Raw genomic sequence first — 24980 nt, forward strand, 5'->3', positions numbered from 1 at the left:
ATTCCATATCTCTATTATCCAGGAATAGGGTTCAATATCCAAGTGATTTAAAAAACTAACTAAACACTTTGTGTTTAAATTTATTATACGAGGAGGATACATCGTGAATTTATTTCTGCAACAGCTGATCAACGGGCTTAACGTAGGGAGTATCTATGCGCTCATCGCAATCGGTTATACCATGGTATACGGCATTATTAAACTTATCAACTTTGCCCATGGTGAAATCATGATGTTCGGCGCATATTTTGCATTCATTGCTGCTACCAGCTTTCATTTGCCGGTTTGGGCGGTGCTTTTATCGTCAATGATTATTATGGCCATTATTGGTGTAGCTATTGAATTTATTGCCTATCGGCCGCTTAGAAATGCGCCCAGGTTATCAGCACTGATTACTGCCATTGGTGTGAGTTTGTTTTTACAAAATCTGGCACTGATTATTTTCAAACCAGATCCAAAGGTTATGCCAAAAATATTTCCCGAGACCATTTATAAATTAGGTGAAATCGAAATCAGCTCAACCACTCTGATTACCATAGGTTTGTCATTATTTTTTATGGTTTTACTGGATCTTTATATCCGAAAAACAAAACAGGGTCGTGCCATGCGTGCCGTATCAGAAGACAAGGATGCTGCGATTCTGATGGGTATTAATGTAAATCGAACCATTTCACTTACCTTTGCTGTAGGTTCGGCTTTGGGTGCGCTGGGAGGGGTTCTTTACAGTGTTGCGTATATCCAGGTTTACCCGACCATGGGGGTAATGCCGGGACTTAAAGCTTTTATTGCCGCTGTTTTAGGCGGTATCGGGATCATTCCTGGGGCCATGTTGGGTGGATTTATCATTGGGATGGTCGAAACAATGACAAAAGCATATCTTTCAACAACCTGGGCAGATGCCATCGTTTTTGCAATTTTGATCATTGTTCTTCTTTTCAAACCAACCGGTATTCTGGGTAAAAATACGAGAGAGAAGGTATAGACGATGGATCATAATAAGAAAAAAGCATATTTAGTCAATACAATTGCCGTTGTTGTGCTCTATCTGGTATTCTTTGTGTTAATCCAGACAAAAACCATGAATAACTATTTTGTCGGAATTGCAATTATGACCTGCATTATGATTATCATGGCCATGAGTTTGAATATCGTCGCCGGATTCTTGGGTGAGATGGCTTTGGGACATGCCGGTTTTATGGCCATTGGGGCCTATGCATCAGCCAGCTTTTCAATGGCCTTGATCGATAGCGGATTGCCATTGCCCCATCTGGTCATCCTTATTCTGGCTATGATTGTCGGTGGTATTGTTGCCGGAGTTTTTGGATTCCTGATCGGGACACCGACACTGAGACTACGAGGCGATTATTTGGGGATTGTGACTATCGGCTTTTCTGAAATTATTCGGATCTTCTTTATAAATTTTGGGCCGACCGGGGGAGCAGCAGGATTAAAAGGAATTACCAGACTAGTCAACTTTCACAATGTTTATTGGGTCACAATTGTCATTGCATTTTTAATCTTCACTTTGGGTCGTTCTAAACAGGGCCGCGCGATTATTTCGATCAGAGAAGACGAGATTGCTTCAGAAGCTGCTGGAATCCCAACTACCCGATATAAGGTATTGGCGTTTTCACTGGCCGCGTTTTTTGCAGGTGTTGGTGGCGCTTTGTATGCTCACTACCAATCATTTCTAGAACCCAGCAAGTTTGGCTTTATGTTTTCAATCGAAATGTTTGTTATCGTTGTTTTGGGCGGGCTGGGAAGCTTAACTGGTTCAATCATTTCAGCCATTGTGCTGACGGTGCTGCCGGAAATGCTCCGTAGTTTCGCCGAGTATCGGTTATTGGTATATTCGCTGGTGCTGATTATTATGATGATTTTCCGACCTCAGGGAATTTTCGGACGATCTGAGTTTTCGTTGACAGCCTTTATTGAATCACTGATCCAACGTAAGAATATCAAAAATTCCATTGGCGGAGGTGAAGCATCATGACCGTGTTATCAGCAAAAAATATCACCATGCAATTTGGTGGTTTGACAGCCGTCGATCAATTTAATCTTGAGTTAAGTGCCAATGAACTGGTTGGTTTAATCGGACCCAATGGTGCCGGAAAAACAACGATTTTCAATATGCTTACCGGGGTATACGTACCAACCGTGGGCGAAATCGTTCTTAATGATCAAAGTATTATTAAGAAAACGCCTCACGAAATCGTCAAATTGGGTGCCAGTCGAACTTTCCAGAATATCCGCTTATTTAAAGACCTGACAGCCGTTGAAAATGTAAAAATAGCCTACCATAATTTCATAGACTATAATATGATTCAGGGGATGTTCAGAACAAAAAAATTCTGGGATGAAGAAAAGAAGGCTCAGGAAGAATGTATGAAACTGCTGGATATTTTTGATATGGGCGAGTATGCTGATACACTGGCAAAAAACCTCCCTTATGGCCAGCAGCGAAAACTTGAAATTGCCAGAGCGCTGGCTTCTGATCCAAAAGTATTGATGTTAGATGAACCAGCAGCGGGAATGAATCCCAACGAAACGGCTGAACTTATGGAAACCATCCACTTTATCAGGAATAAATTTGATATTACCGTTTTGCTTATTGAACATGATATGAAATTGGTTATGGGGATTTGTGAACGAATTATTGTTGTGGATTATGGTAAAACTATTGCAGAAGGCACTCCGGATGAAATCAAGAACAACCCTGACGTTATTCGTGCTTATTTAGGAGATTAGGAGGCCGCAGATGCTTAAAGTAAAAGATTTAAATGTACATTATGGGAAAATTCATGCCATCAAGGGAATTAGTTTTGAGGTGAATGAGGGTGAGATTGTTACGCTTATCGGAGCTAATGGTGCCGGTAAAACCACCATTCTTCAAACCATTTCGGGACTGTTAAAGCCAAGTGAAGGAATGATATCCTTTGAGGGTGAAAATCTCAACAAGGTTCCAGCACATCAGATCCCGGTTATGGGAATTGCCCATGTTCCGGAGGGACGGCGAATTTTTGCAGAAATGACAGTTTTTGAGAATCTCCAGATGGGAGCCTATATCAGAAAAGATAAGGATCAAATTCAGGAAGACATGGAAAAAATATTTCTGAATTTCCCGCGACTAAAAGAACGAATCAAACAAATAGCCGGAACCTTGAGCGGCGGCGAGCAGCAAATGCTGGCCATGGGCCGGGCATTGATGACGCGACCCAAGCTGATTCTTCTGGACGAACCATCGATGGGTCTGGCACCGCTGCTGGTTGATGAGATTTTCAACATGATCCAAACAGTTAACGATGCTGGAACTACCGTATTGCTGGTGGAACAGAATGCCAACAAAGCTTTACACATTGCCAACCGCGCTTATGTATTGGAAACCGGATATATTAAACTTTCTGGCAATGCCAGAGATCTGCTGGTAAACCCGGAAGTCCAGCAAGCCTATTTGGGTGGCTGATTGAAAAAACTGTCTCGACAGAGGCAGTTTTTTAATGGGATGCTTCATCTTTGTTAAATTTGACTGCATAACGCCCAGAACTTTCTTAAACACCTTAATTTTCATCCTTGATATGAAAATATACCTATGATATACTGTTAAAATTGAATGTGAATATAATTTATAGTGAAAGATACGGAGGATAACATGAGTGCTACAGTAGAAAGTATTGAAAAAAATATTGCAACCTTAAAAATTGAAATTAGTCCGGAGGAATACTCACAGGCTGTTAAAAAGTCCTATGATAAAAATAAGAAACGTTTTTCGGTTCCTGGCTTCAGAAAAGGAAAAGTGCCTAAACAGGTGATTGAATCTTATTATGGAAAAAACGTATTTATGGAGGATGCTATCGACTTTGCCTTTGCACCAGCCTACACAAGTGCATTGGAGGAAACCGAGATTAAACCGGTAACCCGACCTGATCTTGAGAATATTGAAAAGATCAGCGAGGAAGAGGGCGCTACCTTTATTGTCAAAGTTGGGGTAAAACCTGAAATTAAACTGGGCGAATATAAAGGGGCTGAAGTTGATTCTTTAGAAGCTGTAATCACAGCTGCAGAAATTGCTGAAGAGCTGGCTAAAATGCAGAATCAAAATGCCCGACTGGTTACTTTGGAAACAGGCGAAGTCAAAGACGGCGCGACAGTTACCATCGATTATGAGGGGTTTTTAAATGATGAACCTTTCATTGGTGGAAAAGATACGGATCATGATCTGGTTATCGGCAGTGGAGCCTTTATTCCAGGTTTTGAAGAGCAGTTAATCGGCGCCAAAATCGGCGAAGAAGCAACTGTTAATGTAACCTTCCCGGATGAATACCATGCCGAAAACCTAAAAGGTCAAGCGGTGGTATTTAAAGTGGCGGTTAAGAGTATCAAAGAAAAAGAATTACCGGAGTTAGATGACGATTTTGCCAAAGACACCAGTGAATTTGATACATTGGAAGAACTCAAAGCAGATATTGAGGCTCGTTTAAAAGCTGCTAAAACAGCTGAGCTGAGAAAAGCGGCAGAAATTGCAGCCGTTAATTTTGCGGTGGAAAGCTCCGAAATCGATGTACCCTATTTAATGATTGAAGAAGAAGTAGACAATAATTTACAGAACTTCGAATCACAGATGAAACAACAGGGAATCTCTTTAGACGACTACTTTAAGTTTACCAATGTCAATCGCGATGAGTTCAGAGACAATCTGAAAGAAGATGCGGAAAGAAATATTAAAACTGAATTAATCCTTTCAAAAATAGGTGAAATGGAAGCATTAGAAGCAACGGAAGAAGAAATCGATGAAGAAATAAAAGTATTTGCTGATGCCTATGGTCACGATTTTGAAGAATATAAAAAAGGTCTTCAGGAAAGAATGTTAGACTATATCAAAGCAAATATTATCAGAAGAAAGACAGTGGAAATGCTCGTAGATGCGGCTATTACTAAAATTTCTGAGTAATTATAAAGAAAGCAGGAAAATGTATTCATGCTAACAAGTAAAACAACACAATCGTTAATTTCCAACAACCTGGTACCGATGGTCGTTGAACAGACCGGCCGGGGAGAACGATCATACGACCTGTTTTCAAGGTTGCTGAAAGAACGGATCATCTTTTTAAATGGCGAAATAAATGAAAATCTTTCTTCGCTAATTGTTGGACAATTGATTTTTTTAGAGGCTGATAATGCTGAAAAAGATATCCAGATCTACATCAATAGTCCTGGTGGATCAGTCACTGCAGGTCTTGCGATCTATGACACCATGAACTATATCCGCTGTAACGTGTCCACCATTTGTGTGGGCATGGCGGCATCCATGGGCGCTTTTTTATTAGCTGCTGGCGAAAAAGGAAAACGCTTTTCTCTGCCAAACAGTGAAATTATGATCCATCAACCGTTGGGCGGTGCTCAGGGACAAAGTACAGATGTAGAAATATATGCCAAGCGTCTGATAAAAACACGAGAAAAATTGAATTTAATACTTAGCGAGCGGACAGGCCAACCCCTGGAAACTATTGCTAAAGATACTGATCGCGATAATTTTATGGATCCTGACGAAGCGAAGGCCTACGGATTGATTGATGAGATCATTGTGTCGAGATAGGAGGCTTAAAAATGGCAAGAAATGAAGACAGCATCGAAAATGCTCGATGTTCCTTTTGTGGTAAAAGCCAATCTCAGGTAAAACGAATGGTTGCAGGACCAGGCGTTTATATTTGCAATGAATGTATTGAGCTCTGCGAAGAAATTATGGATGTGGATACCATGCCAGACGATATCGTCTTTGATGATGTCCCCAAACCGAAAGAAATCAAACAAAAACTGAGTGAATATGTGATTGCTCAGAATCGCGCCAAGCGGGCGCTGGCGGTGGCCGTTTATAATCATTATAAGCGGATTACGGCAATGGATGAAAATGATGCTGAAGTCGAATTGCAGAAAAGTAATATCCTTTTAATTGGACCAACCGGTTCTGGAAAAACCCTGCTGGCGCAAACACTGGCCCGGGTTTTGAATGTACCTTTTGCAATTGCCGATGCAACCTCACTAACTGAAGCCGGCTATGTCGGTGAAGATGTCGAGAATATTTTGTTAAAGCTTCTTCAGGCTGCGAATTTTGATGTTGCCAAGGCCGAAAAAGGTATTATCTATATCGATGAAATTGACAAAATAGCCAGAAAAGGCGATAATCCGTCCATCACTCGGGATGTCAGCGGCGAAGGTGTCCAGCAGGCCCTGCTAAAAATTTTAGAGGGTACGGTAGCTAACGTTCCACCTCAGGGTGGACGTAAACATCCTCACCAGGATTTCATCCAGATTAACACAAATAATATTCTGTTTATTTGTGGCGGCGCATTTGATGGTATGGATAAGGTAATTGAACAGCGAACGGAAAAAAGCTCAATGGGATTTGGAGCGGATATTCGCAGTTCCAAAGAAAAAATTGAAGACGATAATCTGAGCTCTGTTCAACCTCAGGATCTACTCAAGTATGGTCTGATTCCTGAGTTTATTGGACGAATCCCAGTAATTGCTTCGCTCGAACATCTGGACGAAGAAGCGCTGATTCAAATATTGACAGAACCGCGAAATGCATTAGTGAAACAATATATAAAAATGTTCCGGATCGAGGGAGTCGAGTTGGAATTTCATCAGGATGCTTTGGTGGCCATTGCTAAAAAAGCGATGGATACTAAAACCGGGGCCAGAGGTCTTAGGGGGATCATTGAGAATATAATGCTTGACATTATGTTTGAAGTGCCTTCAAATGAGCACATCGAAAAAGTTATCATAACCAAAGAAGTTGTTGAAAAGCAAGTTGAACCGATTATGATTTTGGGACAGAAAAATGATCACAAAAATGAAAAGAATGATGTAGTATCTTAGATTTTATTATATGGCCGTTCAAAAGACCAACTACTCTTTGGTATTTATTACCGTGTATTTGAAATTTTGTTCGGCTTTTTTTTAAAAGTTTGGGTATATAACAGACGTAGGCTAAAAAATATATAAACATAGAGAATACCATTTTTAAATAAGAGAGGTAAGGAGTTGATTAATTTGAGTATCGAAAAAAAAGAAATTCCAGAAGAGAATACTGACCATATGGGTATGACTGAACCGGAATTATTTGTTCAGGAAAAAGAAACCTTACCATTAATACCGCTACGTGGAATGAGTGTATTTCCTGGCATGGTGGTTCATTTTGATGTGGGTCGTGAAAAATCTGTTAAAGCGTTGGAAGCTGCAATGGAACGCGACCAAATGGCATTTTTGGTCACTCAAAAAGAAGTTATTAAAGAAGACATCAATCCAGATGACTTTTATAATATTGGGTGCCGCGTCAAGGTTAAGCAATTACTTAAAATGCCGGATAATCTTGTCAGAGTACTGGTAGAAGTACAGGAAAGACGGGAAATCGTTGAATTTGAAAGCTTGGATCCTTATTTTCTGGTAACAACCAGACCAGTACGTTCGGTTTATTATGATACAAAAGAAAATCGAACATTAATTCGAATGATTCGAGAATCATTTGCGAATTATATGAATGTTACCAGAAAGGTTGCCACAGATCTGATTTTGGCAATGGACTCACTGGATGATCCGGATCAGCTTATCGATATTATTGGCGCAAATTTATTCCTCGATCTGGAAGACAGTCAACGTCTGATTCAGGAAACAGACGTTAATAAACGTTTAGTACTGACCTACGAAATTTTAGTCGAAGAAGTGGAAATGATCAAAATCGAACACAATATCGACGAGAAAGTTCGTAGCGAAATGTATAAACACCAGCGCGAATATTACCTGCGTGAACAGATAAAAGTAATTCAAAGTGAATTAGGTGAAGGCGACGTGCAAAATGAACTGGACGTTTATCGGGAACGTCTGGCCGCGCTGGAAGTTCCGGATGAAGTCCGGGATAAGGTTTTGGGCGAACTAAATCGACTAAATAAAGTGCCGCAGGGTTCTTCTGAAGCAGGATTAATTCAAACCTATGTCGAATGGATACTGGATCTTCCCTGGAATACTTTAACTGAAGAAACCATTGATGTTTCAATCGCCCGAAAAATATTAGACGAAGACCATTATGCTTTAAAGAAGGTCAAAGAGCGGATCTTGGAATATATTTCAGTGCTCCAGCTTTCAAAAAGCCTGAAGTCGCCAATCATCTGCCTGGTGGGACCTCCGGGGGTTGGAAAAACGTCCATCGCTAAATCCATTGCCCGGGCATTAAACCGCAAATATGTCCGGATGTCACTCGGTGGAATGCGGGATGAAGCCGAGATAAGAGGCCATCGTCGTACCTATATTGGTGCTATTCCAGGACGAATTATTTATAACATCAAAAAATGCGGAACCAGAAATCCGCTGTTCCTGTTGGATGAAATTGATAAACTGGGACAGGATTTCAACGGTGATCCCGCATCAGCGCTGTTGGAAGTGTTGGATCCAGAACAGAACAATACCTTCACCGATCATTATCTGGAACTACCTTTTGATTTATCCCAGGTATTGTTTTTGACTACTGCTAATTCGTTATCAACAATTCCCAGACCGTTGTTGGATCGTATGGAAATTATTGATGTCAATGGCTATGTGGAAAGTGAAAAGGTTGAAATTGCTCAGCGTTATCTGATTCCCAAACAGTTGGAAATTCATGGACTAAAAAAATCAACCTGTAAATTCAGCGAAGCGGTGATAAAAAATACCATTGAGTATTACACTAGAGAGTCAGGAGTCCGGGAGCTGGAGCGAAAAATTGCCCAGATTTGTCGGGTTGCTGCTAAAGAAATTGTGGAACACAAGAAAAAAAGCATCAGCATAACGCAGAAAAATCTGGTGAAATTCTTAGGAAAGCACCGTTATTCCTTTGATACCGTTGGTGATAAAAAGGAAGTGGGTCTGGTCAATGGATTGGCGTGGACACCGGTAGGGGGAGATACCCTGCAAATTGAAGTGATTGTTGTGGATGGTACCGGGAAAATTGAAATTACCGGACAGCTGGGTGACGTGATGAAAGAATCAGTTAAAGCGGGCATCAGTTATATTCGCTCCCAGGCAAGTGTACTGGGAATCGAATCTGATTTTTATTCAAAAAAAGACATTCATCTTCATGTGCCGGAGGGAGCCGTCCCTAAGGATGGCCCATCGGCAGGAATTACGGTTACAACGGCACTGATTTCATCACTTACCAATAAGCCGGTACCGCAAAATCTGGCAATGACCGGGGAAATAACCCTAAGTGGTCGAGTTTTGCCGATTGGTGGACTACGGGAAAAACTGACGGCCGCCCATCGGGCCGGAATCAAAGAAATTATTTTACCAAAAGAAAATGAAAAAGACCTGGAAGATGTTCCAAATGTGGTTTTGGAGGCTTTACATATTCAGTCTGTTTCAAAAATGAGCGAGGTCACCGAAATCGTCTTTAAACAACTGCAATAGTACGATCGACCAAACTCTCAGGAAATGGAGATATTAATGAAAGTAACAAAAGCGGAGATTGTCATCAGTGCTGTGGCGGAAGCCCAGTATCCGGATGACAATCTACCAGAAATAGTGCTGCTTGGGCGCTCTAATGTCGGTAAGTCAACCTTTGTCAACACCCTGATCGAGCGTCGAAGTCTGGCCCGAACCAGTTCGCAACCGGGAAAAACCCAAACCATGAATTTTTATCGGATCAATGATCTGTTTCATTTTGTGGATATGCCTGGTTATGGCTATGCTAAAGCATCAAAAACGGAACGGGAAAAATGGGGAAAAATGATTGAGAAGTATCTGCGCAATCGGGAAAACGTTGCGATGATTTTCCAACTGATTGACTCCCGTCATGATCCTTCTGAGGATGATCTGTTGATGTATGAATGGTTGGTCCACTATGGTTTGAATCCGATGATTATTGGAACCAAAGCAGATAAGATCTCAAAAACAAACCAGAAAAAGTCGATTAGCCGCATTGCTAAGTTGCTGAATCTGAGAAGCTCCCGGGAAGTGATTCTGTTTTCAGCAGAAACAAAGCTGGGAAAAGAAGAAGTCTGGGAACACATTGAAAAAGTATTAGATTAAATCAGAGGCTTCCTTTAAACAGGAAGCTTTTTCCAGTTCTGAAATGGTGCAAAAAAAGAGGGAAAATGATTAGAGAAAAAATTGCTGCAAAAATAACTGAAAAGAAGATTCGGGAGCTGGCAGATCAAACTGGAATAGATCTGCTCGGTTTCTTTTCAGTAGAACCACTACGGGAATGTCTACCCTATCTGACCAGGCGCCATCGCGAGGGCTATTCCACCGGTTTTGAGGGTGGCGAACCCGAGGACAGAATTGACTATTTCCGCGCGTTTCCAGCTGCCAAAACCGGAATCGTAATTGGTGTCAGCAATTATCAGAGTTTTGCGACAGAAGCGGATTATCAGGTCCGGGGTCAGTTGGCTTCGGTTACCTGGGGTGAAGACTATCATCGGGTGCTGGGGCGAAAAATGAATGCGTTAATGGACGCCATCAATCATGAAATCAAAACTAAGGGAAGTTCACCAGTACATTACCAGGCATTTGTTGATAACAGTCCACTGGTTGATCGGGGATCAGCATACCGGGCCGGTTTGGGTTTTTTTGGAAAAAATAATTGTTTGATTAATCATCAATTGGGCTCTTTTTTCTTTATCGGACAAATTCTGGTGGACTGTTACTTTCAATTTAAAACCCCTCAATTAGTAAAAAATGGTTGTGGTACTTGCCGGCTTTGCCTGGATGCCTGTCCTCAAAGGGCACTTGGGGCAGGTTTCAGTTTGGAACCGTCAAAATGCATTTCATATTTGACACAAAAAAAAGTGCTTTCCGCTGATGAAGAGAAACGGATCAGCACCTATCTATATGGATGTGATATCTGCCAGAAAGTGTGTCCTTATAATCAGCATCTTGAACAAACGAGAGAACCAGCATTTTGGATCGAGGCTGAGACCGCCGCACCAGTGCTGGAAGATATTCTAACACTAACAAACAAGGGCTTTAAAACACGATTTGGAAACACTGCAAGTGGATGGCGGGGAAAAAAAAATCTTATCCGGAATGCCCAGTTAATTTTAAAAAATAAAAAAAAGACATGATTAATTGAAGATTAAATGCTATAATAACTGAGTTAAAGAACTTTATATATTTATTTTAATTAAACATGGAGGAAAAATGGTACGAGATCGCTTTGCACCGAGTCCAACTGGAAATGTTCACGTTGGAAGCTTACGGACAGCACTATATAATTATTTATATGCAAAAAAAATGGGCGGGGAATTTTTGCTCCGTCTTGAGGATACTGATCAGACCCGGCTTGAACATGGTGCTGTAGAGAATTTGCTGGATGCTCTGAACATGACCGGTGTGATTCCGGATGAAGGCTTAATAAAAGAAAAGGGCAACGTGATCCAAAAAGGCCAGCATGGACCTTATATTCAGTCCCAACGGTTGGATATTTATAAAAAATATATTGACCAACTCTTGGAACAGGGACAGGCTTATTATTGCTTCTGTACCAAAGATCGACTGGAAGAAGTCAGAAATGCCCAGAAGGAAAAGAACGAAACGCCTAAATACGATGGAAAATGCCGTGCATTAACGAAGGAAGAAATCGCAGCAAATATTGAGGCAGGATTGCCCTATACGGTCCGATTAAAATTACCGAAAAACCATGTGATTACCTTTGATGATCTGGTTCGGGGCGTTATTGAAATGAATACCAACGATTTGGATGATCAGGTGCTGCTAAAAGCAGATGGCTTCCCGACATACCATCTGGCGGTAGTCGTTGATGATCATCTCATGGGGATCACCCATGTCATCCGTGGGGAGGAGTGGCTGCCATCCACACCAAAACACGCCTACCTTTATGAGTGTTTTGGATGGGAGATGCCCCATTTTGTCCATTTACCCAATATCCTGAATGATGACCGGAAAAAGCTCAGTAAACGTCAGGGTGATGTATCAGTTGGCGATTTTCTGGCAAAAGGGTATTTGCCGGAAGCGTTGATCAATTTTCTGGCTTTATTAGGTTGGAGTCCAGAGAATGAGCAGGAAATATTTTCGATGGAGGAATTGATTCAAGCTTTTGATCTTTCCAGAATCAATAAATCCGGTGCAGTTTTTGATCGGGCCAAGCTCAATTGGATGAATTCCCACTATATCAAAGAATTACCGATTGAAGCATTGGTTATGCAGCTGACACCTTTTCTGATAAATGCCGGGGTAATAACTCAGGAAGAAGTGGCCGCAAAACAGGAATGGCTATTCAAAGTGGCCGAGATTTTAAGAGAGCGGATTGAATACTTTGCTCAGGCACCTCAGGAACTGGAAATGATATTCAAAAGTGATTTTATCATTGAAGATGAAGAAGCACTAGTTTTATTAAGTGAAGAATCATCGAAACGTCTCTATCAGGCCCTGATTGCAAAAATCGAAGCAACGGCAGTGCTAGATGCTGCTCGAGGTAAAGCCATTTTGAAGGAAATTCAAAAAGAAGAAAAAATAAAAGGTAAAATGCTTTTTATGCCGAGCCGGATTATGATAACGGGTGAAATGCATGGACCGGATCTGACGTTAATTATGGATGTGCTGGGAAAAGATGAGGTTTTAAGCCGGATCAAGTCAGTAGCATCGATTATGCAATTATAAATTAATTAGACAAGGAGGAAAGTACATGAGTAAGCAAAAAACAAATAGTAAGACGAAAAGTGGAATGCTATTGATCCTGATCACGCTGTTTATTGCGTTAGTGGGATATGTACTCTTTAGTGGGGTATCAGTAGGAGTCTATGACATCGGTAATGTCAGCAATAACATCAATTACGGATTGGATTTAACAGGCGGGGTAAATGTAGTGCTGGAAGCCCAGGCAACTGATGATGACCCAGTTACGGCTGAAAAAATTGAATCAGCGATGCTGACCATTCGGCAACGAATTGATACCCTGGGTGTTTCGGAACCGACCATCACCAAACAAGGTGATAACCGCATCCGGGTTTCGATACCATCAGTAAGCGATCAGGAAGAAGCTTTGGATCTGATTGGAAAAACGGCACAGTTGGAATTTGTGGGTCCTGACGGAACGGTTATTTTAACTGGTAAAGACGTGGTGGATTCCAAGGGCGTTATGCAGACCGATAGTACAGGCTTAGAAAAAGCAGTAGTTACCTTAAAATTCAGCGAGGAAGGCACCAAACTTTTCGCAGATGCCACCCAAAAATATATTGGCCAGGCGATTCAGATCAAACTCGATGACGAAATCATTTCTTCACCAACCGTCAATGTGGCGATTACTAACGGAGAAGCGGTTATTGAAGGGATTGGCGACATCGAAGAAGCAGGCAATCTGGCTTCCCTGATTCGTGGTGGCGCGCTGCCGGTTAAGCTGGTACCAATCGAAGTGAGAACAGTTGGACCAACATTAGGTCAAAATTCTCTGGATAAGAGCATCTATGCTGGTATGATCGGGATTGGACTGGTTCTCATTTTTATGTTGATTTTTTACCGGGGTTTGGGAATCATTGCTGATATGGCACTGATTATCTTTATCATTATTTTCATGATCATTTTAACGGCGCTTAATGTCACCCTGACGCTTCCCGGTATCGCGGGATTAATCCTCACCATTGGGATGGCAGTAGATGCTAATGTAATTATTTTTGAACGGATCAAAGAGGAAGCCCGGTTAGGTAAATCCTTGCTGACGGCCATCGACGCCGGCTTTTCACGAGCATTTTCGACAATCCTGGATTCAAATGTCACTACCTTAATTGCTGGTTTTGTCCTTTTCTTTTTAGGAAGCGGCAGCGTCCAGGGTTTTGCGGTCACATTAATTTTAGGTATTTTAGTAAGTATGTTCACCGCCGTTGTGATCACGAAACAACTGGTCATTTTACTTGTAAAAACTGAATTATTTAAAAGCAATACATTCTATGGAATATAGAGAGGAGACCATAATGAAAAAGAACATTCAAGTAGCAGAAAAAAGCAAAATATGGTTTGCCGTCTCATTGATCCTTATTGCCATCAGTATTGGCTCTTTATTTATCAACGGGCTGAATTTTGGCATTGACTTTATCGGCGGAACCATCGTAACGATTGAACTGAATACACCCTTTGAAACCAGTGACGCCAAGGCGTTAATTGAAGAGTATGATACCAGTGCTGACGTAACCTATGCCGGGGAAGCCAAAACACAGGTAATTATTTCGACTAAAAAAGATTTATCGACTGAAGAACGGCAGGCACTATTTTCTAAATTTCAGGAAAAATATAATTTAGAAGATACTGACCTGTTATCGATTGATACGGTTAGTCCGTCAATCGGAGCGGAAATGGCCAACAGTGCCATGATTGCCGCGGTTGTCGCGGTCTTACTGATGCTGGTATATATTACCTTCCGTTTTGAGTTTATGTTTGGTTTGGCAGCTGTCATTGCCTTAATTCATGACCTGATCATTGTATTGGGGGTCTATTCGATCTTCCAGATTCAAGTCAATTCGCCACTGATTGCGGCAATGCTGACGATATTGGGTTATTCTATCAATGATACCATCGTTGTCTTTGACCGAATTAGGGAAAATCGACCTAAATTTGGCAAATACGATTTTGCCAGTTTAGTTGATACCAGCGTAACTCAAACCTTACGACGAAGTATTAACACGTCTTTCACCACCCTGTTGGCAATCGGAGCATTGTATGCTTTTGGGGTGCCGGCAGTTCAGGATTTCGCACTGCCATTAATGGTGGGGATTGTCAGTGGAACCTATTCATCGATCTTTATTGCCAGTGCACTTTGGTGTAAAATCAAAGAATTTCAAGCCAGTAAGAGAGCGGCGGTTAAAAATTAATTAAAAAACAAACTTGAACTAGTTACAAAACGTTTGGCGTCAAGGAGGCAACTCCCTGACGCTTTCGTTTTAAGGTGCTAAACACATCAACAATATTATCGATTAATTCAATTTTGAGGTGAATATGTCAATTACGACGAAATGGGTATTAAGAAAAAACAAAAGCAGTCATTTAAGTCCATCTGAGTATGAAAAGTTAAAAACCCAGATGATGGATGATCTAAAGTTAGGGGAGCGAACGGCTGAGATACTGATCAATCGGGGCATGACCTCGATTGCGGAAACTCATCGCTATCTCAATCCCACGTTGAATGATCTTCATGATCCATTTCTATTTGATGATATGGATAAAGTTGTGGAGCGGATCGCCAGAACCAAAGTGGTAAATGAAAAAATATGTCTTTTTGGTGATTACGATGCCGACGGTACAACCGGGGTATCGATCCTGTTCAGTTTTCTAAAAAGTAATGGCTTTAATGTTACCTATTTTATTCCCAATCGCTTAATCACTGGGTATGGGCTGCATATCGATCCCTTGCAGGACTTAATTGATGCGGGGGTAGGACTACTGATTACCGTCGATAATGGAATTTCGGCCAATGATCAGATCGATTTTTGTAATCAGCACAATCTCGATGTTATTGTCACGGATCATCACGAGTGTCACGGGACGTTACCAGCAGCATTCGGAATTATCAACCCCAAGGTACCCGGCTCAAACTATCCCTTTAAAGAATTATGTGGTGCCGGAGTGGTGTTTAAACTGGTTCAAGCACTAAGTGCCCGTTTAGAGTTAGCCTTTGATATCCAAAACGCCGTGGAATGCGTAGCTTTGGCGACAGTAGCCGATCTGGTGCCCTTACAGAATGAGAATCGCAGTCTGGTTTCGGCGGGACTGGATTATCTTAACACTAAACCCAAAAATCCTGGCATTCAAGCTTTAATTGAAGTCAGTGAACTGACGCAGTTAAAAGCCTGGCATTTTGGCTTTGTGTTGGGTCCCAAGATTAACGCCGCCGGACGCTTAGGAGAGGCCAATCATATTGTGGACTTGTTAACTGGAACCGATTCAGTAAAGTTGATGGCGTTGGCTCAATTCTTAAGTGATGAGAATCGCAAACGTCAGGATCTGGAATCAGCCATTTTAGAAGCTGCGCTTGCGCAGGTCGAAACCCAGTCGCTAAATAAGGATGATATCATTATCGTGGTTGGGGAAAACTGGCACTCTGGTGTGATTGGAATTGTGGCTAGCCGGATTCAGGAGAAATACTACAACCCGGTGATCGTCATTAGTGTCGAAGATGGGGTCGGGAAAGCATCCTGCCGTAGCGTTGAAGGGTTTAATATTTTTGCGGCGTTGCAATCCTGCGGCGAGTATTTCAGCAGTTTCGGTGGTCACGATCAAGCCGCTGGTTTTAGTATTAAAGCTGAGAATATTAATCCAATGATTGAAAAAATCAAAGAATATGGTGAATCCGTCGGAATAAAAAAGCATTTAATCAAGAAAATTCCCTATGATGCGACAATTGAAGCAGGAGAAATTACTTGGGAGCTATTTAATGCCTGTTCTCATTTTGAACCTTGCGGCCTTGGTAATCCCGGGGTACAGTTTGTCATCAACAAACCAGATATTGTTTCAATGGGCACCATGGGGAAGGAAAGCAATCATCTGCGTCTCAGCATGAGCAATGATATCAGAGGAGTTGGTTTTGGCTTTGGCGACTTTTATCATTCCCAACCGGATTTGGTCGTCAATGGTTTCCAGGGAGTTGAGATACTTTGTCGCCTGGATGTCAATGAATACCGGGGCAATAAAACGCTGCAATTGTTGATTAAAGATATCAGACTGAATCCAATCTGGAATTCTAAAATGGCAATGTACCTGGTAAAAATGATTGCCCGATCCGAAAACCCCAAAGCAGAAGTTGATTTGGCAGCCGATAACATTAATCTTGAAGACTTGCGTTTGTTGCGGGAGACCGTTAAACGAGTTTATCTTTTGCTGAAAAAGGCAGCTGGAGGCGGGGTCCCAATTCTATCAGAAAAGGACCCTCAACTTTCGCCATTTCATGTGTTAATGGCATGTGAGATAATGAGGGAGGCCGGGCTAATTGCCTATGGACTTAAGGATGGGTTGGTTTTTTCCAAAATAATAGAAACAAGGGAAAAAAAGGATATTCAAAACACGAAACTAATGATAAAATTAGAAAAAATGATTAGTGATTGATAAGGGAGATTTAAAATGGATCTAAAAGAAAATATCGGCATATATGAAGATTTTCCAAAAGCAGGCATTAGCTTTAAGGATATTAACAGCCTGATTTTAAACCCAAAGGCTTTTCAGCACGTCATTGACGAAATGGCTAAGGTTGCCAAAGCACTCGATGCAAATATCATTGTGATTCCGGAAGCCAGAGGTTACATCTTTGGCACACCGCTGGCTTATTTAATTGGAGCTGGTCTGGTGCCGGTACGAAAGCCGGGTAAATTACCCGGTGAAGTCTCATCAGAAGCTTACGATCTCGAATATGGATCAAATATTGTCGAAATTCAAAAAAATGCCATCAAACCGGGCGATCGGGTTATCATTGTGGATGATTTACTGGCCACTGGGGGAACAATGATGGCGGCCACCAAACTGATTGAAAATCTTGGTGGGGAAATATCAGGAATTATCACACTGATTGAACTCACCGAATTAGGGGGCCGCGACCTCCTGAAAAACTATTTTGTACACTCGATTGTGACCTACCCCTACTAAAAAGCACCCATTAATTAAAAAGGCAGAAACGATATGGATAATGACGCAGTAAGAGGAAAAATTGACAATGTAATAAACCTGGTAAAAGCAAACAATCCAGACGCTCAAACAGAGATGATCTATAAGGCCTATGATCTGGCCAGGGAAGCCCATAAAGATCAGAAACGTCTGTCTGGAGAGGACTATGTAATTCATCCGGTTTCTGTTGCTTATATTTTGGCTGAAATGCAAATGGATACAGAAACAATTGTTGCTGCCATTTTACATGATGTAATTGAAGATACAATCTATTCCTACGATTATATTAAAGAAGAATTTAATCAGGATATCGCGGATCTAGTCGAAGGTGTCACAAAAATTGGACGGATTGGGTTTCAATCGAAAGAAGAAAGTCAGGCCGAAAACCTTCGTAAGATGATTTTGGCGATGTCTAAAGATATTCGGGTTATCTTAATTAAGCTGGTTGACCGGCTCCACAATATGCGGACTTTAGAATACATGCGGGAAGCAAAGCAGGTTGAGAAAGCTAAAGAAACGCTCGATATTTATGCGCCGCTGGCTAATCGCCTGGGGATTTCCACGATCAAATGGGAACTGGAAGATCTGGCCTTAAAATATCTGGATCCCGAGGGATATTATGATTTAGTTCAGAAAATAAAAATAAAAAAAAGTGCCCGAGAAGCCTATATTGCCGATGTGATTGATGTTTTATCCCGGGAGATAGAAAAAGTCGGTACGCACGCAGAGATATATGGTCGATCAAAACATTTTTATAGCATTTACCGGAAGATGAAAAGTCAGAACCGCAGCTTTGATGAAATCTATGATCTGATCGCAGTTCGGGTTATTGTCGATTCGTTAAAAGATTGTTATGGGGTGCTGGGGGTGGTTCATTCCCAATGGACGCCGATTCCTGGACGGTTTAAGGATTATATTGCTATGCCTAAACCCAACCTCTATCAGTCGATTCATACAACGGTTATGGGCCCCAAAGGCGAGCCGTTTGAAATCCAGATTCGAACCAGAGAAATGCATGAAACGGCAGAATACGGGATTGCCGCACATTGGAAATATAAAGAAGGCCGAATGGATGCCAAGGACAACAAATATGAAGTGCAGATGTCGTGGCTGCGCCAAATGCTTGAGCTCCAGCGAGACTCGGAGGATGCTGGGGAACTGGTCGAAACCATCAAGGTGGATCTCCTTAACGAAGAGGTCTATGTCTTTTCGCCCAAAGGTGCGGTGGTACCGCTGCCAGCCGGATCATGTCCGCTGGATTTTGCCTACCGGATTCATAGCGATATCGGAAATAATTGCGTTGGGGCGCGGGTAAACAATAAAATTGTGCCGCTGAACAGTCCTTTAAAAAGCGGGGACATTGTCGAAGTCATGACCTCCAAGAATTCTAATGGTCCCAGCCGCGACTGGCTGAGCTTTGTTAAGAGTCCCCATGCCCGGAATAAGATTAAGCAGTACTTTAAAAAAGAAGAAAAAGACGAAAATATCCAAAAAGGGCGAAGTATTCTGGAACGGGAAATCAAACGCGAGGGTTTACAGCACTCAAATCTATTAAACTTGAACAATCTCGAGCTTTTAGCAGAAAAGTGCAGCTATAAGGGCCTCAATGATTTTTATGCCGCCATTGGCTATAACGGCATAAAAATAGGAACTGTTTTTCAAAAAATGAAAATGTTGTTTCCCAAGGAATTTCCAGAAGAAGTTGAAGAAATTGTTCTCAAAAAACCAACCAAAGATACCAAGAAAACTAGCAGCACCGTGATCGTTGCCGGACATAACGAAATTGATGTCCATTTTGCCAAATGCTGTAACCCGGTACCCGGTGATAAAATCGTCGGCTACATTACCAAAGGTCGGGGCATCTCGGTCCATCGGGCAGATTGTTCCAATGTTTTAAATCTCACCGATCCCAACCGGATTGTGGAAGTCGAATGGAATAAATACAGTACCGGTTCATTTACGGCAGAAATACACATTAAAGCCAGGGAATCCCCGGGAACGATTATTCAGATTTCAAAGACCTTCCTGGACATGGGCATTCCGGTGACAGCGCTGAATGCCAAAAATGAGAAAAATGAGTATGATTTCTTTGCGGCTACCCTTGAGGTAAAAAGCCGTCGGGAGCTGAATTTGCTGATCAAGAACTTGAATAAAATAAAGGAAATTACCCAGATTTACCGAGTATAAGGAGTAGTTATGAGGGCAGTGATACAGCGGGTGTCATCTTCGGAAGTACGGATCAACAACGAGACGGTGGGAAAAATTGCCCATGGTCTCAACGTTTTGCTGGGGATTAAGGATGACGATACCGAAGCCGATATGGATTATATTATTAATAAACTGGTCAACTTGAGAATATTTGAAGATGCCGATGGCAAAATGAACCGCTCCATTCTAGATGTGGATGGGGAACTATTGTTGGTTTCTCAATTTACCCTTTACGGTGATTGCCGAAAAGGAAGACGGCCCGGCTTTACACGTAGTGGGCCGGTGGATCAGGCAGAAAAGAAATACGCTATTTTTGTTGACAAGCTAAAAAGTCAACCGATAAAAAAAATTGAAACCGGTGTTTTTCAGGCTGAGATGGAAGTTTTAATCATTAACGACGGTCCGGTCACCTTGTTATTGGACAGTGAAAAGAATTTTTAGATAAATTAAGGGGCGAACATATGGAAGTAATAAAAAAATCCCTGGGACAGATGGGAACAAACTGTTATCTGATATGGGATGAAAAAACACTGGAAGCAGCGGTCATTGATCCCGGCTTTGAGGACCAGCGGATTAGTCAAATCATTAATGAAAATAAGCTGCAGGTTAAGTATATTTTGCTGACCCACGGCCATTTTGACCATCTCGGTGGGGTTAATCAGATCAGACAATCAACTGGCGCGAAGGTGCTCATTCATGAAAATGATGCTGATTGTCTCCTTGATCCGAGACGCAACCTTTCGGTATTGGCAGGCATGTCGATGGTGTTGGAACCGGCCGACGGTTATTTAAATGAAAATGAGACCATTACCTTAGGTACGGTTGTTATTCGGGTGATCCATACACCAGGTCACTCAAAGGGTGGTATCTGTCTTTTGGCAGAGGATCAGCTTTTTGCTGGAGATACCCTTTTTAACACCTCGATCGGCCGGACAGACTTTGCTGATGGCGATTTAAACGAATTGCTGAATGGGATTGAGGCGAAACTCTTTATCCTGGACGATGCAACCACTGTTTATCCAGGGCATGGAGAGAATACAACGATTGGTTACGAAAAAATCAACAATCCTTTTTTAAAGGGACGTTTCTAGGAGAGTGCAATGAGAGTACTGCGTTTTGATTTAGAACGACCGGAGTTGGAATATTATTTTCACGAATTATATCAGGCTTTCGACCCGGGTGTAAAAAACATTTTGTCAGGAGCAGCAGAAGGCGTATTATCCCAGAAGAATGAGGAAAACAACGTTATTCTCAGCCTAACGTGGGAAGATGGAAAAACATTAACCCGGGCCTATCAATTCAAAAACAATGATGAACCTCTTGAAAATAGTATTTACAAGGGGTTTCTTTATGATCTTTTATCTGAATACTTTAATAAACAGCTGGAATGGGGAACACTGACCGGAATCAGACCGGTTAAAATGGCGCAAAACTATGTTAAACTGGGCTGGAGTCCAACGAAAATCAGAAATAAATTTAGAGAAGACTATCGGGTCAGCAATGACCGCAGCGACTTATTGATACAGATCGCAAAAAAACAGGCTGATTTTATTCCCGGCGAACTCGAATGTGGGGTTCAACAGCGGATCAGTTTATATGTGGGGATTCCCCTCTGTCCTTCCAAATGCGACTATTGCTCCTTTGTATCGACTATCATCGATAAAAAGGGTGAAAATTTGCAGTGCTACTTTGATCATTTACTGGTTGAAATCGAGAAAACTGGCGAAATACTAAGAACTGGCGATTTGCGAATTGATACCTTGTATATTGGCGGTGGAACACCGACTGTATTAAGTGCCAGTCAGTTAGATACCCTGATGTCAGCACTGGAAGAATGTTTTGATTTATCCCATCTCAGGGAATATACCCTGGAAGCAGGCCGACCGGAAACCATAAACCGGGAAAAGCTGGAAGTCGCAAAAGCTCATGGCGTGGAGCGGATTTGCCTGAATCCCCAATCCATGAACCCGCAAACACTATTAAGCGTCGGAAGACCCTGGGAAGCGGGGCTGATCGAGAAACAGGTAGCACTCATACAATCCTTCGGGTTCAAAACCTTGAATATGGATCTGATTGTCGGATTGGGAAATGAAACCCAAGATGATTTTTTACGATCCCTGGAAGCTGTTATCGCGCTCGAACCTGAAAACATAACCATCCACAATTTATCGATTAAAAAGGGCTCCAGAATAAAAGATCAAAACGGAATTGTCGTTAAAGAGGGATACGGGGAAGACTTTTATCAAGCGGTCAAGAGCCGATTGAGTGGTGAAGGGTTCGAACCCTATTATCTGTATCGCTTAAAATATACCAGAGATAACAGCGAGAATATTGGCTATGCCAAGCCGGGACACGAAGGGATTTACAATATTCTGATGATGGCCGAATGCCAGTCCACCATTGGCATCGGAGCCGGGGCGACCGGAAACCTTTATGATCCGATTACTAATAATATTACCAAAGTCTTTACGGTTAAGGATGTGAAGACTTATAATGAGCGGTTTGAGGAGATTGTGGAGAAGAAAGGTCATGCCTACCATAAACACTATCGTGGTTGATAGACTTGCATTCACTTTAGGCGATTATAAGTACATTGACTTTATGTAAAAAAGTTTGATATACTACTACTAATAATTTCTTAAGACAGTTAAATAGAAGCGACAAGGGCAAATTCAGCGAAAGTTGGGGACGCAAAGCATAGAATCTAAGGTTTGCAGAATTTAGTAAACTATGATAGTCAAGCTACCATTAATTTTGGTAGTTTTTTTTGTTTTCAAGGCATGTTCTCGATCAAATGTCTTCTAAGAAGCTGTGCGCCCTTGATAAATGGGGATCTTAATTTTGGGATTATGCGATAGGAATAGCGGTTTATCACTGTGACAGGTGGTTTTTACCTTGTTATATAATATTAATTAGAAAAATAGGCGACAGGTTATTTTTGGCAAGCAAATAACGGTTTTTAAAGGAATAATAAAACCTTATTATAGAATTTTAAGCAGTAATTTGAGATAAATGGTTTCATAAGAGAGTGGGGCTTATAAAATGGTAAAAAACGAAGAAAACAATAAAAAAGTTCTAACTCAGTTTATACTTGTACATCGAGTAAAAATTATTTTCTCCAATACTGATGCAAAAAAAATAAAACGAAACAAAGATAAACTGGTTGGAAGTAAACACGTTGATAATAATATTGACAGGAGTATTAGATGTAAGAAGGTTTTGGGAAGATCATATGAGATAATGAACCGGAGCGTTAGTGGTGAAACTTCTAATAAAGAGCATAAGATAATAATTGATCATATCAACGATTTAAAAAAGACCATAGCAAGAAATACTGAATCAATTGAGATACTTAATAAAAATATGGTAAGTAGAAATTCTACAGTCACATCAGAGAAGCAGCTTAGCAGAGATAAAAAGCATCTATCGCAAAGAATCGAGGAAATCAGTACGAAGATAGATGAAATCATGGAACTCGTTAATGCGCGCGACCAGAACTGGTCTGAGTCATTTCAGACAGCTGAGAAAAAACTGGGTATTCTTGAGACTGCATTAGCAAATAAAGAAAACCACGTACAGGCATTAAACAATCTACATCAAAGGGTGCGCTTGGAGCTTGAAGAGACAGAAAAGAAATGTAAGCTCAGCGAAAGGCGTTATGACAAATCGGTCCAGAAAAATATAACACTGCTAGATCAAATTGAAAAAGCCGAAAAAAAATTAAATAACGAAAAACATAAGATCAGTGAAGTGGAGAATGAATACCAGAAGATTCTTTTAATGAGTAACGAAGAAAAAAAGAAACTGGTTGATCGTCAGAGTGAAACGCAGCGGGCAGAAGAAAAACTGGCTTCAATTTATCGGGAAATTGATCTGGCATTAAAGCAACTTGATCAGAAAAGAACAAACCAAAAAACCGATCTGAGGGCCTATTTCCAGCCAGTAGAAGAGAAAGAAATAAAAATGTCGGACAAGAAAAGTCCGGTCAGCAAAAAAGTTCTTCAGCAAATAGAGGAGGATGAAAAAGACCAGCCTGAAGATATGCCCCTATTTCTTAAACAAATGGGTGAGGATGAAATAAAACAATCGTCGCCGCCACTGAACCAGGCGATTAATCAGGAAGAGGTGGTTAAGGATAAAGAAAAGCCATCGGAATCTGAATCACCGGCAGCGGAAATAATTCCTGATGATGGGGAGTCTGTTTTTAAATCAGAACCCTGGTCCGACGGCGTTTGCGAAGATGATTCGGTGCTTTTAGCAGATGAAGAAGCATTTGAAAAAAGTGTAAGTTCAGAAACCAAACGTATTTCGGAAGATGCGCATTATCCATCTGAACAGCGTACGTTTGAAACCTCAGAGAATAAAAACAAACACTCGCAGACAATCATTGAATTGGCATCTAAAGATCGGCTGATTCGCGTCATACGAACTGAAAAAAAATTTCTGATCTCTTTATATAAGGCGATTGTCTTGTCGAATAAACTAGGCAGCCTTCTGTTTGCCGATTCACATAATGGAACTGAGGGCTATTTGGTTCGCTCTCTGTACTTTGATTCGGTCGATGACCGGGATTATTACGAAAAAGAAGATGGTCTGCTGATGCGAAAAAAAATCAGACTTCGGGTTTATTCACCGGATGATGAGCTGGTAAAACTTGAAAAAAAGGAAAAACATGGTGATAACCAGTGCAAGCGGACCCTGAATATTTCCAGAGAAACGGCCAAGCAGATGATTTTGGGAAATTATGACGAACTTTTTAAAAATCCCCATCCCTTTGCTCAGGAATTATATCATGATTTGGTCACTGGGAGCTATGTTCCGAAATGCATGGTCGAGTATCAGCGAAAAGCATTCATTGTACCAGAAAATGATACGCGTATCACGATTGATTCAAATATTTATGCGTCTGAAAGCAGTTATGATCTTTTTAGGGAATCTTTTAACGGTTATCCGGTCAGTCATTGTGACGATGTGACACTAGAAGTCAAGTATAACAACTTTTTGCTTTCCTATGTCAAGGATTTACTTGACTCCTGTCAGAAAACTCAGGTTTCATATGGCAAATATTACCTGGGAAGAAGTGTTGGGCATGGGAAATATGCTTTGTTTGTATAAAGAAGACGAGAATCAGTAAGAATTTTGAATCT

The 24980-nt window shown here is 41.3% G+C and carries 20 protein-coding genes and 1 riboswitch; all 20 genes read left to right on the top strand.

Going from position 1 to position 24980, the window contains the following annotated elements; genetic code table 11:
• The first annotated feature begins 181 nt into the window (after positions 1-181).
• The gene (locus A3KS_RS0114230) at positions 182-982 is read left to right on the top strand and encodes a branched-chain amino acid ABC transporter permease (RefSeq protein ID WP_242834775.1); all 801 of its coding nucleotides are present in this window, start codon (positions 182-184) and stop codon (positions 980-982) included.
• A gap of 3 nt (positions 983-985) precedes the next feature.
• Positions 986-1993, top strand: a complete 1008-nt coding sequence (locus tag A3KS_RS0114235) for a branched-chain amino acid ABC transporter permease (RefSeq protein ID WP_026395475.1) — start codon at positions 986-988, stop codon at positions 1991-1993.
• Positions 1990-2748: an ABC transporter ATP-binding protein gene (locus A3KS_RS0114240; RefSeq protein WP_026395476.1), complete on the top strand. Its 759-nt coding sequence runs from the start codon at positions 1990-1992 to the stop codon at positions 2746-2748. The genes A3KS_RS0114235 and A3KS_RS0114240 overlap by 4 nt, the downstream gene beginning before the upstream one ends.
• 10 nt (positions 2749-2758) lie before the next feature.
• Positions 2759-3463 carry an ABC transporter ATP-binding protein gene (locus A3KS_RS0114245; RefSeq protein ID WP_026395477.1) on the top strand — a complete coding sequence of 235 codons (705 nt, stop codon included), beginning with the start codon at positions 2759-2761 and terminating at the stop codon, positions 3461-3463.
• A 186-nt stretch (positions 3464-3649) separates the two neighbouring features.
• Positions 3650-4948 (top strand): trigger factor, encoded by a 1299-nt coding sequence (gene tig, locus A3KS_RS0114250; protein ID WP_026395478.1) that lies wholly within the window; start codon positions 3650-3652, stop codon positions 4946-4948.
• A 27-nt stretch (positions 4949-4975) separates the two neighbouring features.
• Entirely contained in the window at positions 4976-5593 is a 618-nt protein-coding gene (clpP, locus tag A3KS_RS0114255; protein ID WP_051355902.1) for an ATP-dependent Clp endopeptidase proteolytic subunit ClpP, read from the top strand.
• 11 nt (positions 5594-5604) lie between these two features.
• Positions 5605-6876 (top strand): ATP-dependent Clp protease ATP-binding subunit ClpX, encoded by a 1272-nt coding sequence (gene clpX, locus A3KS_RS0114260; protein WP_026395480.1) that lies wholly within the window; start codon positions 5605-5607, stop codon positions 6874-6876.
• Between the two features lie 174 nt (positions 6877-7050).
• Entirely contained in the window at positions 7051-9435 is a 2385-nt protein-coding gene (lon, locus tag A3KS_RS0114265) for an endopeptidase La (RefSeq protein ID WP_051355903.1), read from the top strand.
• A gap of 36 nt (positions 9436-9471) precedes the next feature.
• Positions 9472-10056, top strand: coding sequence for a ribosome biogenesis GTP-binding protein YihA/YsxC (gene yihA, locus A3KS_RS0114270; RefSeq protein ID WP_026395482.1), 585 nt, complete (start codon positions 9472-9474; stop codon positions 10054-10056).
• A 65-nt stretch (positions 10057-10121) separates the two neighbouring features.
• Positions 10122-11090 (top strand): tRNA epoxyqueuosine(34) reductase QueG, encoded by a 969-nt coding sequence (gene queG / locus A3KS_RS21400; RefSeq protein WP_051355904.1) that lies wholly within the window; start codon positions 10122-10124, stop codon positions 11088-11090.
• 76 nt (positions 11091-11166) lie between these two features.
• The gene (gene gltX / locus A3KS_RS0114280; RefSeq protein ID WP_026395483.1) at positions 11167-12645 is read left to right on the top strand and encodes a glutamate--tRNA ligase; all 1479 of its coding nucleotides are present in this window, start codon (positions 11167-11169) and stop codon (positions 12643-12645) included.
• 25 nt (positions 12646-12670) lie between these two features.
• Entirely contained in the window at positions 12671-13939 is a 1269-nt protein-coding gene (gene secD, locus A3KS_RS0114285) for a protein translocase subunit SecD (RefSeq protein ID WP_026395484.1), read from the top strand.
• Positions 13940-13952: 13 nt separating this feature from the next.
• The gene (gene secF, locus A3KS_RS0114290) at positions 13953-14846 is read left to right on the top strand and encodes a protein translocase subunit SecF (protein ID WP_035356393.1); all 894 of its coding nucleotides are present in this window, start codon (positions 13953-13955) and stop codon (positions 14844-14846) included.
• A 124-nt stretch (positions 14847-14970) separates the two neighbouring features.
• A complete protein-coding gene (recJ, locus tag A3KS_RS21405) occupies positions 14971-17073 on the top strand; it encodes a single-stranded-DNA-specific exonuclease RecJ (protein ID WP_051355905.1) in 2103 nt (700 codons plus the stop codon).
• Positions 17074-17088: 15 nt separating this feature from the next.
• Complete coding sequence (locus tag A3KS_RS0114300; RefSeq protein WP_026395486.1) at positions 17089-17607, top strand: adenine phosphoribosyltransferase; 519 nt, start codon at positions 17089-17091, stop codon at positions 17605-17607.
• Positions 17608-17640: 33 nt separating this feature from the next.
• Positions 17641-19812, top strand: coding sequence for a RelA/SpoT family protein (locus A3KS_RS0114305; RefSeq protein WP_026395487.1), 2172 nt, complete (start codon positions 17641-17643; stop codon positions 19810-19812).
• Positions 19813-19821: 9 nt separating this feature from the next.
• Positions 19822-20274 carry a D-aminoacyl-tRNA deacylase gene (gene dtd, locus A3KS_RS0114310; RefSeq protein WP_026395488.1) on the top strand — a complete coding sequence of 151 codons (453 nt, stop codon included), beginning with the start codon at positions 19822-19824 and terminating at the stop codon, positions 20272-20274.
• 20 nt (positions 20275-20294) lie between these two features.
• Entirely contained in the window at positions 20295-20924 is a 630-nt protein-coding gene (locus tag A3KS_RS0114315) for an MBL fold metallo-hydrolase (protein WP_026395489.1), read from the top strand.
• 9 nt (positions 20925-20933) lie between these two features.
• Positions 20934-22391, top strand: a complete 1458-nt coding sequence (gene hemZ, locus A3KS_RS0114320) for a coproporphyrinogen dehydrogenase HemZ (protein WP_051355906.1) — start codon at positions 20934-20936, stop codon at positions 22389-22391.
• Positions 22392-22488: 97 nt separating this feature from the next.
• A riboswitch (cyclic di-GMP riboswitch) is annotated at positions 22489-22583 on the top strand.
• A 292-nt stretch (positions 22584-22875) separates the two neighbouring features.
• The gene (locus A3KS_RS22765; RefSeq protein ID WP_051355907.1) at positions 22876-24948 is read left to right on the top strand and encodes a VTC domain-containing protein; all 2073 of its coding nucleotides are present in this window, start codon (positions 22876-22878) and stop codon (positions 24946-24948) included.
• Positions 24949-24980: the final 32 nt, after the last annotated feature.

Source organism: Acetobacterium malicum subsp. dehalogenans DSM 11527 (assembly GCF_000472665.1).
GTDB classification, from domain to species: domain Bacteria; phylum Bacillota; class Clostridia; order Eubacteriales; family Eubacteriaceae; genus Acetobacterium; species Acetobacterium malicum.